Raw genomic sequence first — 18,616 nt, forward strand, 5'->3', positions numbered from 1 at the left:
CAAATATGAATTGTTATTCGCATATACGAATATTGATATATTATTTATGGAGGTTCAAATGAGAAAAGAACAGGTTCTTACAAGAATGAAAGAAGATTGTCTGGTTGCTGTTGTTCGTGCAAAGAACAAAGAGCAGGGTGAGAAGGTCATAGATGCTATTGTTGCAGGCGGAATCAATTTTATTGAGATTACTATGACTATGGACGAAGGAAATCCTGTAGAGTTTATACAGTTTATGTCTGAGAAGTACAGAAATAATGAAAAGATAGTTATCGGTGCAGGTACTGTACTTGATCCTGAGACAGCAAGAGCGGTAATCCTTGCAGGTGCAAACTATGTTGTAAGTCCGGGACTTAATGTAGAAACGATCAAGCTCTGTAACAGATACAGAGTTCCTATGCTTCCGGGTGTTATGTCACCTACAGAGGCTATCACAGCTCTTGAAGCAGGATGTGATATCATAAAGGTATTCCCGGGAAATGTAGTGGGAACGGGTGCGATCAGCTCATTTAAGGGACCTCTTCCACAGGGAGATTTCATGCCGAGCGGTGGTGTGGACGTTGACAATGTAGATAAGTGGTTAAAGGCCGGAGCATGTGCCGTAGGTACAGGTTCATCACTTACAAAGGGCGCGGCTACAGGTGATTTCGCAGCTATAACAGCAAAGGCAAAGGAGTTTGTTGAGGCGGTAGCGGCGGCAAGAAAGTAATATTTTATTTTGAACGGAGAAAATATGGCAAAGATAGTTACAATGGGAGAGATAATGCTCAGATTATCAACTCCAAACAATGAGAAGTTTATTCAGGCTGATGAGTTTGATATCAATTATGGCGGCGGTGAGGCAAATGTTGCCGTTTCACTTGCAAACTATGGACATGAAGCGGATTTTGTAAGTGCGTTACCGAAGAATCCTATCGGTGATGCGGCTATTGCAACTCTTCGCAAGTATAATGTTGGAACAAAGCATATCTCAAGAAGCGGTGAGAGAGTGGGCATCTACTTCCTTGAAACAGGTTCAGCGATGAGAGCTTCAAATGTAGTATATGACAGAGCACATTCTTCTATTTCTACAGCTAAGGTGGATGAGTTTGACTTTGATGAGATTTTCAAAGATGCGGATTGGTTCCATTTTACAGGTATTACACCTGCAGTTTCAGACAGTGCAGCAGAGCTTACAGAGGCTGCTCTTAAGGCTGCCAAGAAGGCAGGAGTTACAGTATCTGTAGACCTTAACTTCAGAAAGAAACTCTGGTCATCAGAGAAAGCAAAGAAAATAATGACAAATCTCATGCAGTATGTAGATGTATGTATCGGTAATGAAGAGGACGCCGAGAAGGTTCTCGGATTTAAGCCAGGCAACACAGATGTTACAGCAGGAGAACTTGAGCTTAACGGATATGTGGATATCTTCAATCAGATGTGTGATCAGTTTAAGTTTAAATATGTTATAAGCTCACTTCGTGAGAGCTTCTCAGCTTCAAACAACGACTGGTCTGCTTGTATCATGGACGGAAGCACAAGAGAGTTCTATCACTCAAAGAAGTACCATGTAACTCCAATCGTAGACAGAGTCGGCGGCGGTGATTCATTTGCAGCAGGAGTTATCTGCGGACTTTGCGATAAGAAAGACTTTAAGTCGGCACTTGAGTTTGCTGTAGCCGCTTCAGCACTTAAGCATACAATCCCGGGAGATTTCAACCTTGTAACAAGAGAAGATGTTGAGAGCCTTGCAGGCGGAGACGGCTCGGGTAGAGTGCAAAGATAATCAAAGTTTATATGTATTTTCCTATAAAAAGGAGCCGGCTTTTGCCGGCTCTGTTTTTATAGGATCTTTCTCTTTTTTAGTGTCACTTCTGTGACATATATTAATGTTGAATAACTATATTCCCTACAGTTTCAGTACTAATTAATGATGATTAGATAATCAATGGAGAAGTGGTTAGGGTATATCTTCGGAGGATTAAGAGTTTTTATGAAAATATGACAATGCATGTCCGGTTATTGTGATATAATAATTATAGGAGATGTTAAGACGATGAAAGATAATAGGCTGTTTAGGATACTATATTATATTCTGGAAAAGGGAAAAGTTACAGCAAGCGAACTTGCTGATAAATTTGAGGTATCAGTCAGAACAATTTATAGAGATATTGACTCTATCAGTAGTGCAGGTATTCCCGTTTATGCGTTGCAAGGAAAGGGCGGTGGAATAGAAATTGCTGAGGATTTTGTTCTTAGTAAATCACTACTGTCTGAAAACGAGAAACAACAAATTATGTCAGCTCTTCAAGGATTGGATAATACCGCAATACAGCATGAGAATGAGCTTCTAACAAAACTTTCTGCGCTCTTTAAAATGAAAAATACAGGTTGGATAGAGGTTGATTTTAATAATTGGCAAAACAATAAGCTGTATGAACAAACGTTTAATGATATTAAATCTGCAATTTTAAGTAAAAACATTATTTCATTCACATATTTTAGCAGTAATGAAAAAGAAACAAGTAGAAGAGTTAAACCCGTTAGACTACTTTTCAAGAGTCAGGACTGGTATCTATATGCTTTCTGTTTACTTAGAAATGATTTTAGATATTTCAAATTGTCCCGGATAAAGAATTTAGAAATACATACTGAAAAGTTTGATGACAGCTTTGAAGATGCAATTCTCAAGAAAGAAATGCCACACGAGAACACGGTGCATATAAAAGTTAAGTTTGATCGTAAAGTTGCCTTTCGAGTATATGATGAGATAAACGGAGAAATCATAGAAGATAATGATGGAAATTTATATTCAGAAATAGAAATAACGAATGACTATAACCTATACAATTATATTTTTTCTTTCGGAGATGGAGCGGAAGTATTAGAACCGAAAGAGATACGAATGCAGATTAAAGAAATGATAAATAAAATGGCAGAAAAATATATAATATGACAAATGGTGTCAAGTATCCTCCTGTATAATAAAATTAACCAAATGTAAAGGGAGGACCTGATAATGAAATATGAGTGGAGAAAACAAGAAAAGAATCTTTATGGCGTAAAGCAAAAACCTGTCATTGTAGAAGTGCCAAAGCAAAAATTTGTTTTGGTAAAAGGTAAAGGCAATCCGAATGAAGTAGATTTTTCAGATAGAATATCCCCATTATATTCTCTTGCTTATGCCATTAAAATGTTGTTTAAAAATACAATGAAAAATAAAACTGATAACAAGATTACAGATTTTACGGTATATCCATTAGAGGGATTTTGGAAAAAAGTAAATGGAGAAGAGCTTGATAAAAATAAACTGGAATACACATTGATGATTAAACAACCTGATTTTATTACAAAAGAGATATTCACAAAGGCACTTGAGAATATAAAAAAGAAAAAGCCTAATGCATTGTATGATGAGATGAGTTTTAGAGAAATAGAAGAAGGTAAATCCATTCAGATTTTACATGCCGGAAGTTATGATGATGAGCCAAAATCATTTGAACGGCTGAATGAATTTGCAAGAAAACTGGATCTTAGAAGAATGGGTGATTTTCATAAAGAAATATACTTAAGTAATAAAAACAGAACATCGGAAGAAAAACAAAAAACCATATTAAGATATTCAGTTAAATAGGAGGAATTTGTTGTGCCAAGACCAACGACAAAAAATGATTTAATGACTGTTGCTAAGGGAAACTATGAAAAGTTAAATTTACTTATTTCAAAGATGACAGAGGAAGAGTTAAACACACCGTTTGATTTTTCAAAAGATGAAAAGAAAAAAGAAGCTCATTGGAGAAGAGATAAAAACTTAAGAGATGTTTTAATCCATCTCTATGAATGGCATCAGCTTATTTTGAATTGGGTACATTCCAATCAAAAGGGAGAAGAAAAACCATTTTTGCCTGAACCATATAACTGGAAAACTTATGGAGATATGAATGTAGAATTTTGGAAGAAACATCAAAATACTTCTCTTGAAGACGCAATTAAAATGGTTCATAAATCACATAGTGATGTATTAGCGTTAGCTGAAAAATTTACAAATGAAGAACTCTTTTCAAAAGGTGTTTATAAATGGGTCGGAGGAAGTGCGCTTGGTTCATACTTTGTAAGTGCAACTGCAAGCCATTATGATTGGGCAATAAAAAAGATTAAAGCGCACCAGAAAAATGTGAATCAAAAATAATTGGAATAGGATAGTAAAGTGCATTTTACAAAAGTAAAAGTTATATGTAAATGATACAGAAATATAATGTAATATATTTTTTATATCACGGTGATAATTTTCTGAAACAATAAGTCTATACTGTTCCATTATTTAATCCCTCTCGAAGACGTTTCATGGACTCCTCAAAACTTAATGTATGACCGTTTGAAAAGTCATCTTCGCTTTGTTCCAAAAGCCTATATAGTTCATATTTACTGGTTAATTTATTATATAAGTCAATGCTCATAACGGCTAAGTCACCTCGACCGTTTTTGGTAATAAATATAGGTTCGTTTGTGTTATGACAAAATGTGGAGATATCATTGTAGCTGTTACGTAAGTCTGTACTTGATTTAATTATCGGCATAAAACCTCCTTTCTAAAGAAATTATAATATTATTTCTTTAGAAACTCAATAAATAAAAGTGGAAAAGTTTGAAATATCATATTGACAAAAAAATAACAATATAGTATTATCTAACTGTGTTAAAAAAATAACGAAATATTCATTTTATTATGTCGGAGGAAATATGGCAGATAAGAATTTTATTGTAGATAATATCGATAACTTAAGTATCAGGATGAAAGAGCTGAGAGAAGCTCAGAGAGAATTTGCGACCTACTCTCAGGAACAGGTTGATAAAATATTCTATGAGGTAGCTATGGCTGCCAATAAAGAGAGATTCTCGCTTGCAAAGATGGCGGTAGAAGAGACCGGAATGGGAGTTTTGGAAGATAAGGTTATCAAGAACCATTATGCTGCAGAGTATATTTACAATGCATATAAGGACACTAAGACATGCGGAGTGATTGAAGAGGACAATATTTTCGGTATAAGAAAAATTGCCGAGCCTATAGGTGTTATAGCAGCTGTTATTCCAACAACAAACCCTACATCAACAGCTATATTTAAAATCCTTTTGGCACTTAAGACAAGAAATGCTATTATAATAAGCCCACACCCAAGAGCAAAGGATTGCACAAACTATACAGCTAAATTTCTGTTGGAAACAGCTGTAAAAGCGGGCGCTCCAAAGAACATTATAGGTTGGATAGATGTACCTTCACTTGAACTTACAAATGAAGTAATGCATGAAGCCGATATTATACTTGCTACAGGCGGTCCGGGAATGGTTAAATCAGCTTACTCATCAGGTAAGCCTGCAATAGGTGTAGGTGCCGGAAATACTCCGGTTATCATTGATGAAACAGCTGACATTAAGATGGCTGTAAACTCAATAATACATTCAAAGACTTTTGATAACGGAATGATTTGTGCTTCAGAGCAGTCTGTAACTGTAATGGAGAGTATATATAATGAAGTAAAAAAAGAGTTTGCATACAGAGGTTGTTATTTTCTGAAGAAGGACGAGCTTAATAAGGTAAGAAAGACTATTATTGTAGGCGGATCACTAAATGCCAAAATCGTTGGACAGTCTGCATTTAAAATTGCGGAAATGGCAGGCGTAAGCGTACCTGAAAGTACAAAGATTCTTATTGGCGAGGTGGAGTCTGTTGATATAAGCGAAGAGTTTGCTCATGAAAAGCTTTCACCTGTACTTGCAATGTATAAGGCAAAGACATTTGATGAGGCTATAGCTAAGGCTGAAAGACTTGTTGCAGACGGCGGTTACGGACATACATCAGCTATTTATATAGATGTAAATGAGAAGGAAAAACTTGCTATTCATGAAAGAGCAATGAAGACTTGCAGAATACTTGTAAATACTCCTGCGGCTCATGGCGGTATCGGTGATTTGTATAACTTCAAGCTTGCACCTTCACTTACTTTAGGTTGCGGTTCATGGGGTGGAAACTCTGTTTCAGAGAATGTAGGCGTAAAGCATCTTATAAATATAAAAACTGTAGCACAAAGGAGAGAGAACATGTTGTGGCTTAGAACTCCTGAAAAGGTATACTTTAAGAGAGGTTGTCTGCCTGTAGCGCTTGATGAGCTTGGAAATGTAATGCATAAGAAGAGAGCGTTTATAGTAACAGATACATTCCTTTATAAGAACGGATATACAGATGTTATTACAAAGAAACTTGATGAGATGGGTATAAGACATACTTGCTTTTATGATGTAACACCGGATCCTACACTTCAGTGTGCAAGAGAGGGTGTAAAGGCAATGGCTTCATTTGAGCCGGATGTAATTATAGCACTCGGTGGAGGTTCTGCTATGGATGCCGCAAAGATAATGTGGGTTATGTATGAGCATCCTGAAGTTAACTTTGAAGACATGGCAATGGACTTTATGGATATCAGAAAGAGAGTATATAAGTTCCCTAAGATGGGTGAGAAGGCATACTTTGTTGCGGTTCCTACATCATCAGGTACAGGTAGTGAGGTTACTCCTTTTGCTATCATTACAGATAAGGATACAGGAATAAAGTGGCCTATAGCAGACTATGAGATTCTTCCGAATATGGCGATAGTTGATGTTGACAATATGATGGATCAGCCGAAGGGACTTACAGCCGCATCAGGAATTGACGTACTTACTCATGCTCTTGAAGCATATGTATCTATAATGGCTACAGATTATACGGACGGACTTGCTCTAAGAGCGATGAAACTTGTGTTTGATTACCTTCCTTCAGCATATGAAAACGGAAGTGCAGACCCTATTGCAAGAGAGAAGATGGCGGATGCTTCATGTCTTGCAGGTATGGCTTTTGCAAATGCATTCCTTGGTATAAACCATTCAATGGCACATAAGCTCGGTGCATTCCACCATATAGCACACGGTCTTGCAAATGCCGTTATTCTTACAAGAGTAATGAGATATAATGCCGTTGATGCACCTACAAAGATGGGAACATTCTCACAGTATGAGTATCCTAAGGCAAAGGCAAGATATGTAGAGGCTGCTAAATACTGTGGCGTAACAGGAAAAAATGATGATGAGATATTTGAAAACTTTATAACTAAAATAGAGGAATTAAAGAAAATTATAGGGGTAAAAGAGACTATAGCACTTTATGGTGTAGAGGAAAAATACTTCTTGGACACATTGGATGAGATGAGCGAGCAGGCATTTAATGATCAATGTACGCCGGCAAATCCGAGATATCCGCTTATAAGCGAGATCAAAGAGCTGTATTTGGACGCTTATTACGGTAGATAATATAAATTTGAGCGTATTGTATTAGACTTAATTTTAGAAAGGAGACGGATGTATTATACATCTGTAAAAAAGTATGGATTTGACAAATAAAAAGCTTATTTTAGAGAGACCGCATAAGAAAGTATATGAAACCGATGACTGCATTATTAAGGCGTTCAGTGGTGACCATCCGAAATCTGATGTATTTAACGAGGCACTGAATCAGGCAAGAATAGAAGAGACAGGTCTTAATGTTCCGAAGGTGCTCGCTGTAGAAGAAATGGACGGCGGATGGGCAATAGTAATGCTTAAGAAAAACGGTAAGACTTTAAAAGAGATCATGGAGTCCGACAAGAAAAATACAAGAAAGTATATGGAGATGTTTGTGGATATACAGCTTGATATTCATTCAAAATCATCACCGCTGCTTAACAGAATGAACCTTAAATTCGGCAGACAGATAAATGAGTTAAAGGATCTCAATGCAACCATCAGATATGAGCTTTTAACAAGGCTTGACGGAATGAAAAAGCATACAAAAATATGTCATGGAGATTTCAACCCAAGTAATGTGCTTATAGGAGAAGACGGTGAAGTTTCAATAATTGACTGGTCACATGCCACTCAGGGTAATGCTGCCGGAGATGCGGCAAATACCTATCTCTTATTTGCTCTTACAGATAAGAATCTTGCAGATATGTACATGGATATTTACTGTGAAAAGTCGGATACGGCAAAGCAGTATGTACAAAGATGGCTTTCGATAGTGGCTGCACAGAGATTATCAAAGCATATAGAGGCGGAGAAGGAACTCTTGATGCAATACATTGATGTTGTAGATTATGTTTAGGTAAAAATCAATACAAACCCCATTCTGTTATAATAACAGGATGTTCCAAATTCAATATAAAAAGAGATTGTATACAATTTATAATTGCGTACAATCTTTTTTTAATGTATAATGTACATCCATATGAAGAAAGGAGAAGATGTGTAAACATCTAAGAAAAATGAGTGAAGATATAAATTCATCCAATTTTAAAATGGATGCAAATGAAAGAAGAAAAAGAATTATTGGTGTATCCATAACAGGTATAGTAACAAATCTGTTGTTGGGAGCGTTAAAGGCGGTGCTTGGAATACTTTCAGGCTCAATTGCGCTTGTAAGTGATGCTTTAAATAATATTACAGACTCATCATCATCACTTATTACTATAATAGGAACCAAGCTTGCAGGTAAGGCCCCTGATAAGCAACATCCTTTCGGACATGGAAGAACGGAGTATCTGACAAGTCTTTTGATTGGAGGTATCGTATTTATTACCGGTTTTCAATCTCTTATAAGTTCAATAAAGGCTGTTTTTAACAGAGAAGAGATGAATGCGAGTATTGTTACTGCAATAATAATTATTGCCACAATTGTTGCTAAAATTATTCTTGGTACGTTCACTGAAAACAGCGGTAAAAAATACAATTCAGGTGCGTTGATTGCCTCAGGTGCCGATGCAAAAAATGATGCTGTAGTGTCTTTGGTAACTTTGATATCTACATTAATATATATGTTTACAAAAATTTCTGTAGACGGTATTGCCGGTGTTATTATTTCAATATTTATTTTAAAGACTGCATATGAGGTATTGTCGGATACAGTAAAGAAAATACTTGGAGAGAGAGTGGACGGTGAAATGGTAAGGGGCATAAAGGAGATAGCAAGAAATACGGAAGGTGTTATAAATTGCTTTGATCTTATACTAAACGACTATGGCCCCGATTTTTATACCGGTTCTATAAATGTGGAAATAGAGGATAACAGAAGTATCGGTGAGATGTATCCTATTTTACATGAGGCCCAGACAAAGATTTACAATAAATATAATGTTTTTCTTGTATTCGGATTTTATTCTGTAGATGTAAATGATGAAAGATATATAAAGATAAAATCAATACTGAAAAACTACAAGGAAAATGAAAGACATATCATTAACTATCATGGAATAGTTATAGATGAAAAAGACAGTACTATTTATTGTGATATAACAAGAGACTTTGATATCAAATCTGAAACTGTTATAGAAAATGTAAACAGAATTTTGAAAGAGGAATTTCCGGAGTACAAAATACATGTAAATATAGATACTGAATTTGCCGGTGAATAGAGAATAGTCAGTCAATAAGATGTTTAAACAACAAGTGTATATTAAACTAAATGGGCAGAAATTTTATTCTACAGATTGTATATAATAAAGTACTTGAAATACAAAAAAAGTACATAAAAACAGCTTGAAATAAATAAAACCTTTTAGTATACTGTCAAAAGTTAGCAAATGCTAACAGATGTAATATAATAGAACTTAAATGCAAAGGGAAGTGTTTTTGCAAGAGTATTTGGTCAAAACGTATTACTACATTCTGATTTTGATGCTTTTTTGTAGTGCAACATTCCCTTTGTTTAGGTTTGTGAGTTAGTGGCCACTAACTAAAGTGTACGTAATAGGAGATTTATGAAACGAAAGTTGATTTTAAATGTAGGTGTTGGAGCATTGAGTATATTGATGGCTGCAACACAGGTTACACCGGCTTTTGCGGGTTCATGGCAGAACACACAGAGCGGATGGAATTATATAAATGATAACGGCAGCAAGGCTTTGGGTTGGACTCAGACACCAAGCGGCTGGTATTATCTTGATACCGACAGTGGTATTATGCAGACGGGTTGGAAGAAGGATGCGGACGGACATTGGTATTTCCTTAATACAGCCAAGGGAGCTGCTGAGGGTATAATGCTCACAGGATGGAATTGGATCGACGGTTATTGCTATTATTTCAATCCTCAAAGCGGACCTGATCAGGGTAAACTTCTTGTAAATACCACAACTCCTGACGGTTACAAAGTTAATGCCGACGGTAAGTGGGAAAAAGACGGAAAAGTTGTATTCTTACAGGGAAAAGGCCTTTCTTCTACAGCAGGTGCATCAGCAGGTAATGCCGGTCAAGGAGCAGCTAAAAAGAGCACAGGAAGCTCTAAGGGAAGCTCGGGCGGCGGAAGCTCCAGAGGCGGCAGCGGAGGAAGAGGCGGCTCAGGCGGCGGAAGCTCCAGAGGCGGCAGCAGAGGAAGAGCCGGATCAGGCAGTAGTTCAAGAGGCGGTAACGGCTCAGGAGCGTCTACCGCAAGTGGAAATAATACAGGCAATAACAACTCATCCATAATAATCGATTCACAAAATCAAAATGCGGGTACAGATACAAATTCGGGAAACAGAGGATATTCTGTAGGTGATGTAGAGCACAGTGCCAATACAGTAGAAAACAATACTGCAAGTAATAATGTGGCAGGCACAGAAAATAATGCAGGCAATAACGCAACTTCAAACAATGAAAACGCAGGAACTACAGGAAATAACACAGGTAGTGAAGTTGCAAACAACACAGGAAACACCTCAAACGGTGAGACTTCAAACAACGCAGGGAACACCTCAAACGCTGAGGGAACCAACAATACAGGTAATACAGAAAATAATGCAGCTTCAAATACCGAAGAAGCAAATAATGATAAGTTTGCATATGTAAACTACACCAAAAATGTAAATACCGATTTCGGTGAGTATGTTGTAGTTACATTCAAATACGGAACTATTGACAACTATAAAGTATTGGTAGACGGAGTAGATGTTACTTCAAATATGACCAAGGTTGATGATGACGGTCATGTTGTTAAGTGGCTTTCAAGTGTATCGAATCCTTCAGCATTACAGATTGTAAGTAAAGCTGATAATGATACTCAGGACATCACGCTTGCAGGCGGTGAGAGAAAGAATATAACAAAGACTGATGTAAAGGCACCTAAGTATGTATTATCAAACGGTCCTATTACAAAGTTTGACTACTACCTTGAGACATTTGACAATGCCGGCAAGGTAAGAAAGAATGCTTCAAAAACTACATTTACATTACAGTCAAAGAAGGTAGATTCAGCAGCAGCTGCAGTTCCTTCACAGTACTATATCCCTGTAACTGAGATAGATAATGTAGGAACAGGTAGCATAAAGATAAAGCTTCAGCTTGAAAATGAGGAGCAGGAGAAGTGGTTTGAAGGACTTAACAATATTAAACTTTTAAATGAAGACCACAATATTATAAATTCAAGCCTTGTATACAATAAAACTGTAGAGACAAAGTACGCAAAGGTGGGAGTTATAAATATTCCTCTTCCTCAAAACAATGCAAGAAGCAGAGGCGATTACTATGTAAGTGTAGGTTCTGCAAACGGAAACGAAAGAATAAGTCTTCCTATATCTCTTGTAAGCAGTACAAACTTTAAGGTAATGCGTGACAGCACAACTCCAAATCCTAAGGTTGGAGAAAATATCAGATTCAGGATAGTTGATCCTAAAAACAATCAGAGCTTTGGAAATGATGTTGGCGTTGTAATGTACAGAGTTACACTTACAAAGCCTGACGGTAGTGTTATTGAATTGCCGAAGATTTCAGGATGGCATAATATATCGGATATTGTACAGATTACAGGAACAGACAGTACTTCAGGTAAGGTGTATACAGATGTGGCCGGAGTTTATACAGCTACAATCTATACAAAGGGATATAAGACTCTTACAAAGAAGTTTGAAGTATTAAAGAGTGACGGTTCATCCGTAGCAACAACACCTGTCAGTGACGAATCTAAAACTGTGGATGCCATATCTGCTCCTACAGTAGGTAAAAATCATGCAGGAAACAGAGAGTCTTCAACAATTACAAAGGTTCTTGTAGGTGGAGGAAGTTCTTCATCTTCAGGCTCAGGAAAGAAGGCTGATTCAGTATCAGGTGCCACAGGTAAGACAGGCGGTAAGGCTGATGCTACATCAGGAGCAAGCGGAAGCATGATGATAAATTCATACCTTATGTATGATTATGATCTGCTTGCAAATGCAATGATTTTAAATGAAATCGGACTTAGAAGCAAGGATTCGGATGCCGTAATGAACTGGTGGCTTGAGCAGTCTCCTGAGGCGATTGTTGGAGAAGATAAGAGTAAATTATATACTCTTAACAACTTTGTGGATGCATATAAGGATGCAAAACTTGACGGAAAGGTTCTTACATTTGAGGACTATATCAAGTCTGAGGATGCAACTACAAGAAATATTGTCGGAAATGTAAAGAACGTACTTGAAAACGGTAAGCTTGGAACTATTTATCGTTACGGTAATCTTGTAGGAGAGGCTGCACCTACATTTGAAGGTCTTGTACAGGCAAATGCTGACAGCTTTACAATAACAACCGACAACGCAGATTTCTTAAAGAATCTTGAGTCGGTAGTACTTGACGGTTCATCACCACTTAGAGGCGACAAATATTTGAAGCAGTATGAAGTAAGTGCAGATTATAAGAGTATCACACTCTATAAGAGTGCATTCAACAGATATCTTGCTCCTATAGTAGGAACACATAAACTTGCTCTTAATTCTATAGGTTTTGAGAAGATAGAACTTGACCTTACCATCACAGATACTTTGGAAGAAGTGGAACTTAGTGATGTAAGCGAAAAGCATGAAACAGATTCTGAGATAGTTATAAAGGCTGTTAAGGATGATGATGCCAAGAAGGGCGATTTCCTCAGTAAGCTTGGAAACGTAAAGGTTCAAAGTCCTGACGGTACACTCAGAGACGTAATATCAGCATCTGCAGGCGGTTATACCTCAAATTCAGTTTATACTGTTGCTGACGGAAAAGTTACACTTCGCGGCGGATTGTTTAAAAATGCAGGCGAATATATTATCTATCTACAGTCAAGTGATAGAAACTATGCTGTTAAGTCTATAAAAGTTAATATTACTGAGAAAGCAAATACAGCACCTGTGACCCCTGTTACACCTGTAACTCCGGTAACACCTGTGACTCCTGTAACCCCACCTGCAGGGGAAGAGGGCAAGGATGCACCTAAGGCAAAGACAGGCAAAAAGTCGAATTCGATATTATACAATATGCTTACAGTGAAATTCGAGGGCATGAATGATTCCGACCTTGAGAAATATCTTAAAGCGGTTACAAGCGTCAGTGTAAACGGTGAGGATTATACTAAAGCAGGTATTATCGGTTTCGGATATGGAAATACAAAAGAATTTAGGGCGCATAATGATTCAACTTATGGTGGCAAAATAAGTCAGTTATCTGTAAAAGCAAGCAGCTTTACAGATAATAAGTTTGATTTTGTTGTAAAGGCGGATGGATATAAGGACCTTACATTTACAATGAATGCAGACGGAAGTATAGCGGAAAGTGTTGCACCGGCACCGGTAGTTCCTACAGTTAATGCTGTGGAAGTTGATAAGGTTGAATTTAAAAAGTATAATAATGCCGAAGTATATGCCGTTACACTAAAGGGCGATACTGCAAAGATTAATGAGTTTATAGAGAAGCTTAATGCTGTAGAAGTAAACGGTGTAAAGGTTGAAGAAGGTAGAATATCAACACTTAGCAGAGATTTATTTGCAGTAGACAACGATAATGTAATCTACATAAAATCAAGAAAGATAAAGGGATTTGCAGACAAACTTGTATTTAAGGGAGAGGGTATGGATGATTTAGTCTATACTACATCTTCACAGATAGCTACACCGGCTATTACAGGTTCAGAGATTAAGAAGGGCTATGATAATTATGTAAGACTAACATTTGATGATACTGATGAAGTGGTACTTAAAAAGTTCACAGAGTTAATAAAGTCAGGTAAGGCAACAGTTACCGTAAACGGTGTTACTTACAATAAAGGATATAATCTCAGAAATGCCGCTACATATAAGCTTACAGCAAATATGGCTTTCGGATATACTCAGTTTATAGACCTTTCACTTGACGGATTCAATCAGGTAAATAATGAAGTGGCAATAAGTTCCGAGAACTTTGAAACTGTCAAATTTAATGTGGAGATAGCTGAAAATGCTTCCGCAGCAGGCAGAACAAGATCAAGAAGAGAATTAAGTGCAGTAGAAACCGCTACATCATCAAATGCGGTAATACGATAAGATTAAAAATTAAATATTATATTTGATTGATTATGCCTCCTTTTAGAGCAAATGAGTGAAAAATACTTATTACTTTATAAGGAGGCATTTTAGATATGTGGAAAATTGAAAATAAATGAACATATGTTCTGTATTGACAGCTTAACTTTATTTTTGTAAGATGAAAGTTGCACTATTGTAGGGATTTTTGTGCCCTTTTAGAGGTGTTTGGACGTGAAAATGTCCAATGTAACTTGCCTAACGGCTAAACAAATTGAATAGATTGCTCTAATTATAACATAGAAAAATCTAAATTCATAGAATAAAAAATATACAGGGGTGAAACGTCAATGGATAGAAGCAAGATGCATCCGATAACTTCCGGAAAGAGCATGAGGATGAGTTTCCAAACACAAAAAGAAGTTCTGGAAATGCCTAACCTGATAGAGATACAAAAAGACTCATATCAATGGTTCCTGGATGCAGGCCTAAAAGAAGTTTTTAGGGATATATTTCCTATAGAAGATTTTGCGGGACATTTTAGCCTCGATTTTGTCAATTTTAAATTGGCAAGAGATGAAGTTAAATATTCCATAGAAGAGTGTAAGGATAGAGATACAACATACGCAGCTCCGTTAAAGGTGAAAATCAGACTTACCAATAAGGATAAGGATGAGATAAACGAGCATGAGATCTTTTTAGGAGATTTACCACTGATGACAGATACCGGATCATTTGTAATAAACGGTGCGGAGAGAGTTATAGTCAGCCAGTTGGTTCGTTCACCGGGTATTTATTATACAATCGATCACGATAAAATAGGTAAAGAGCTATTTATGTCTCAGGTCATACCTAACAGAGGTGCATGGCTTGAATACGAAACAGATTCTAACGATATCTTTTATGCAAGAGTGGACAGAACAAGAAAAGTTCCTATCACAGTACTTTTGCGTGCTTTCGGTCTTGGAACAAATACTCAGATTATAGACATGTTCGGCGAGGAGCCGAAGATTATGGCGAGTTTTGCAAAAGATCCGTCTGAAAATTACCAGGACGGTTTGCTTGAATTATACAAGAAGATCAGACCGGGTGAGCCGCTTTCAGTAGACAGTGCTGAAAGTTTGCTTAAAGCAATGTTCTTCGATGCCAGAAGATATGATTTGGCAAAAGTAGGAAGATACAAATTCAACAAGAAACTCCATTTTAAGAACAGAATAAAGGGACATACTCTCGCAAGAGATGTAGTGGATGAGAATACAGGTGAAGTATTGGCGCAGGCGGATACTGTAGTTGATGCTCAGACTGCAACAGCAATACAGAATGCAGCTATTCCTGCCGTATGGATAAAAGGAGTAGAGCGTGAAGTAAAAGTTCTCTCAAATATGATGGTGGATATCGAAAGCTATGTACCTGAGCTTACGGACCCTAAGTCTATCGGAGTTACAGAGCAGGTATATTATCCCGTACTTCAGAAGTTGCTGGAAGAAAATGAGGGTGAAGAGCTTATAAAGGCCATTGAGAAGAATATCAATGAGCTTATTCCGAAGCATATCACCAAGGAAGATATTTTCGCTACGGTAAACTACAATATGCATATAGAAGAGCATATCGGAAGCAAGGATGATATCGACCACTTAGGAAACAGAAGAATAAGAGCGGTAGGAGAGCTGTTACAAAACCAGTATCGTATCGGTCTTACAAGAATGGAGAGAGTTGTAAGAGAAAGAATGACCACTCAGGACATTGAGTCTATTACACCTCAATCACTTATAAACATTAAGCCTGTAACTGCGGCTGTTAAGGAATTCTTCGGAAGTTCACAGCTGAGCCAGTTCATGGATCAAAACAACCCTCTTTCAGAGCTTACACATAAGAGAAGACTTTCAGCTTTGGGACCGGGAGGTCTTTCAAGAGAAAGAGCCGGATTCGAGGTTCGAGACGTTCACTATACTCACTATGGCAGAATGTGTCCTATCGAGACACCTGAAGGACCTAACATCGGACTTATCAACTCACTTGCAAGTTTTGCAAGAGTAAATGAGTACGGATTTGTAGAGGCGCCTTATCGTGTTGTGGATAAGTCACAGGACCCTGAGAATCCGAGAGTTACAGAAGAAGTAGTATACTTAACAGCCGATGAAGAGGATAATTTCACAGTTGCGCAGGCGAATGAACCGCTTGATGCCGAAGGACATTTTGTAAACAACAATGTTTCAGGACGTTACCGTGATGAGACCTCAGAGTTTAAGAAGAAAAATATAGATTTGATGGACGTATCACCGAGAATGGTATTCTCAGTTGCTACAAGTATGATTCCTTTCCTTGAGAACGACGATGCTAACCGTGCGCTGATGGGTTCAAACATGCAGAGACAGGCAGTGCCTCTTATGATTACCGATGCACCTGTAGTAGGTACAGGTATGGAGACCAAGGCTGCAGTAGACTCAGGTGTTTGCGTTGTTGCCAAGAATTCGGGAACCGTAATTGAGTGTTCGTCAGATAAGATTGTTATTAAAAGAGATGATGATGCGGTACTTGATACTTACAAGCTTATCAAGTTTGCAAGAAGTAACCAGTCAAACTCATATAATCAAAAGCCTATAGTGTTTAAGGGCAACCATGTAAATGCCGGTGAGGTTATTGCAGACGGTGCTTCTACATATAATGGAGAGATAGCCCTTGGAAAGAATCCGCTTATCGGTTTCATGACATGGGAAGGATACAATTACGAGGACGCCGTACTCCTTAGTGAGAGACTTGTAGAATATGATGTATATACATCTATTCATATCGAGGAATACGAATGTGCGGCAAGAGAGACTAAGCTCGGACCTGAAGAGATTACAAGAGATGTACCTGGAGTCGGTGATGATGCACTTAAAGATCTTGATGAGAGAGGTATTATCAGAATCGGTGCGGAAGTAAGAGCCGGTGATATACTTGTAGGAAAGGTTACTCCGAAGGGAGAGACAGAGCTTACAGCAGAGGAAAGACTTCTTCGTGCAATTTTCGGTGAGAAGGCAAGAGAGGTAAGAGATACTTCACTTAAGGTACCACATGGTGCTTACGGTGTTGTTGTTGATGCGAAAGTATTTACAAGAGAAGCCGGAGATGAATTGGCTCCCGGTGTTACACAGAATGTAAGAATTTATATAGCACAAAAGAGAAAGATCTCTGTCGGTGATAAGATGGCGGGTCGTCACGGTAACAAGGGTGTTGTTTCCAGAGTATTACCTGTAGAGGATATGCCATTCCTTCCAAACGGCAGACCGCTTGATATCGTGCTTAATCCATTGGGTGTGCCTTCACGTATGAACATCGGACAGGTGCTTGAGATTCACCTCTCACTTGCGGCAAAGGCGCTTGGCTTTAATGTGGCTACTCCTGTCTTTGACGGTGCAAACGAGAATGACATCATGGATATGCTTGAAGTTGCAAATGACTATGTAAACGGTGATTGGGATGACTTCGAGAATAAATATAAAGATGTGCTGGATCAGGGAGTTGTAGAATACCTCGGTTCACATCTTGAGAACAGAAAACTTTGGGAAGGTGTTCCTCTTTCAAGAGACGGTAAAGTAAGACTTCGTGACGGTAGAACAGGAGAGTACTTTGACAGCCCTGTTACAATAGGTCACATGCATTATTTGAAGCTCCACCATATGGTAGACGATAAGATTCATGCAAGATCTACAGGACCATACTCACTCGTTACTCAGCAGCCACTTGGCGGTAAAGCACAGTTCGGTGGACAGAGATTCGGAGAGATGGAGGTTTGGGCTCTTGAGGCTTATGGTGCATCATATACATTGCAGGAGATCCTGACAGTAAAATCCGATGATGTTACAGGACGTGTGAAGACATACGAGGCCGTTATCAAGGGCGAGAACATACCTGATGCAGGTATACCTGAGTCATTCAAGGTACTTTTAAAAGAGCTTCAGTCTTTGGGACTTGATATAAGTGTACTCGGAGAAGACGGAAGAGAAGTGGAACTTAAAGAGAATACGGAATATGCAGATCTCAGCATTCACTCAATTATAGAGGGTGAGAGCAGACACCATGGAAGAGAAGATTTCAAGTCTGCAGGTTATAGTGAGCAGGAAGTAAAGGACGGCGAGTTTGTATCCGTTTCGGAAGATGCAGCCGATATGCAGAGTGCCGATGCTGACTATGATGGTGATATAGATTCGGGGGATGATTCCTCCTATAACGAAGATTCATTTGATGACACAGATAATTTTGAAGAATAATCTGAAAGTGGAGTGAATACTTATACAGCAGATGCCCTAAGGGCATCTGCAAAAATCAATGAA

At 38.0% G+C, this 18,616-nt stretch carries 11 protein-coding genes; 10 read left to right on the forward strand and 1 reads right to left on the reverse strand.

Translation table 11 applies throughout. From position 1 onward, the window contains the following. The first annotated feature begins 58 nt into the window (after positions 1-58). The 5 genes from SBH76_RS04415 to SBH76_RS04435 all read left to right on the forward strand — a co-directional run bounded on the left by SBH76_RS04415 (position 59) and on the right by SBH76_RS04435 (position 4,168). Entirely contained in the window at positions 59-709 is a 651-nt protein-coding gene (locus SBH76_RS04415) for a bifunctional 2-keto-4-hydroxyglutarate aldolase/2-keto-3-deoxy-6-phosphogluconate aldolase (RefSeq protein WP_317976926.1), read from the forward strand. Positions 710-733: 24 nt separating this feature from the next. Next, positions 734-1,765, forward strand: coding sequence for a sugar kinase (locus SBH76_RS04420; RefSeq protein WP_034211775.1), 1,032 nt, complete (start codon positions 734-736; stop codon positions 1,763-1,765). 270 nt (positions 1,766-2,035) lie between these two features. After that, entirely contained in the window at positions 2,036-2,935 is a 900-nt protein-coding gene (locus SBH76_RS04425; RefSeq protein WP_317976927.1) for a helix-turn-helix transcriptional regulator, read from the forward strand. 63 nt (positions 2,936-2,998) lie between these two features. Continuing rightward, the gene (locus SBH76_RS04430) at positions 2,999-3,613 is read left to right on the forward strand and encodes a GyrI-like domain-containing protein (RefSeq protein ID WP_317976928.1); all 615 of its coding nucleotides are present in this window, start codon (positions 2,999-3,001) and stop codon (positions 3,611-3,613) included. A 12-nt stretch (positions 3,614-3,625) separates the two neighbouring features. After that, the gene (locus SBH76_RS04435; RefSeq protein WP_317976929.1) at positions 3,626-4,168 is read left to right on the forward strand and encodes a ClbS/DfsB family four-helix bundle protein; all 543 of its coding nucleotides are present in this window, start codon (positions 3,626-3,628) and stop codon (positions 4,166-4,168) included. Between the two features lie 115 nt (positions 4,169-4,283). Here the strand turns inward: SBH76_RS04435 and SBH76_RS04440 are convergent, their stop codons facing one another. Next, the gene (locus SBH76_RS04440; protein ID WP_035620395.1) at positions 4,284-4,556 is read right to left on the reverse strand and encodes a type II toxin-antitoxin system prevent-host-death family antitoxin; all 273 of its coding nucleotides are present in this window, start codon (positions 4,554-4,556) and stop codon (positions 4,284-4,286) included. Positions 4,557-4,719: 163 nt separating this feature from the next. Between SBH76_RS04440 and adhE the strand changes: the two genes are divergently transcribed. From adhE to rpoB, 5 genes are all read left to right on the forward strand, one after another. Continuing rightward, entirely contained in the window at positions 4,720-7,320 is a 2,601-nt protein-coding gene (adhE, locus tag SBH76_RS04445) for a bifunctional acetaldehyde-CoA/alcohol dehydrogenase (RefSeq protein ID WP_317976930.1), read from the forward strand. A gap of 73 nt (positions 7,321-7,393) precedes the next feature. Further along, entirely contained in the window at positions 7,394-8,149 is a 756-nt protein-coding gene (locus tag SBH76_RS04450) for an aminoglycoside phosphotransferase family protein (RefSeq protein WP_317976931.1), read from the forward strand. A gap of 160 nt (positions 8,150-8,309) precedes the next feature. Continuing rightward, positions 8,310-9,455: a cation diffusion facilitator family transporter gene (locus SBH76_RS04455; protein ID WP_317976932.1), complete on the forward strand. Its 1,146-nt coding sequence runs from the start codon at positions 8,310-8,312 to the stop codon at positions 9,453-9,455. Positions 9,456-9,800: 345 nt separating this feature from the next. After that, complete coding sequence (locus SBH76_RS04460; protein WP_317976933.1) at positions 9,801-14,321, forward strand: hemoblobin-interacting domain-containing protein; 4,521 nt, start codon at positions 9,801-9,803, stop codon at positions 14,319-14,321. Between the two features lie 329 nt (positions 14,322-14,650). Next, entirely contained in the window at positions 14,651-18,553 is a 3,903-nt protein-coding gene (gene rpoB, locus SBH76_RS04465) for a DNA-directed RNA polymerase subunit beta (RefSeq protein ID WP_317976934.1), read from the forward strand. The last annotated feature ends 63 nt before the right edge of the window (positions 18,554-18,616 follow it).

The organism is Lachnoanaerobaculum sanguinis (assembly GCF_033242365.1).
Classification (GTDB): Bacteria; Bacillota; Clostridia; order Lachnospirales; family Lachnospiraceae; genus Lachnoanaerobaculum; species Lachnoanaerobaculum sanguinis.

Coding starts and splice junctions, on each gene's coding strand:
- SBH76_RS04415 (WP_317976926.1), top strand. CDS start 59: ATGAGAAAAGAACAGGTTCTTACAAGAATGAAAGAAGATTGTCTGGTT.
- SBH76_RS04420 (WP_034211775.1), top strand. CDS start 734: ATGGCAAAGATAGTTACAATGGGAGAGATAATGCTCAGATTATCAACT.
- SBH76_RS04425 (WP_317976927.1), top strand. CDS start 2,036: ATGAAAGATAATAGGCTGTTTAGGATACTATATTATATTCTGGAAAAG.
- SBH76_RS04430 (WP_317976928.1), top strand. CDS start 2,999: ATGAAATATGAGTGGAGAAAACAAGAAAAGAATCTTTATGGCGTAAAG.
- SBH76_RS04440 (WP_035620395.1), bottom strand. CDS start 4,556: ATGCCGATAATTAAATCAAGTACAGACTTACGTAACAGCTACAATGAT.
- adhE (WP_317976930.1), top strand. CDS start 4,720: ATGGCAGATAAGAATTTTATTGTAGATAATATCGATAACTTAAGTATC.
- SBH76_RS04450 (WP_317976931.1), top strand. CDS start 7,394: ATGGATTTGACAAATAAAAAGCTTATTTTAGAGAGACCGCATAAGAAA.
- SBH76_RS04455 (WP_317976932.1), top strand. CDS start 8,310: ATGAGTGAAGATATAAATTCATCCAATTTTAAAATGGATGCAAATGAA.
- SBH76_RS04460 (WP_317976933.1), top strand. CDS start 9,801: ATGAAACGAAAGTTGATTTTAAATGTAGGTGTTGGAGCATTGAGTATA.
- rpoB (WP_317976934.1), top strand. CDS start 14,651: ATGGATAGAAGCAAGATGCATCCGATAACTTCCGGAAAGAGCATGAGG.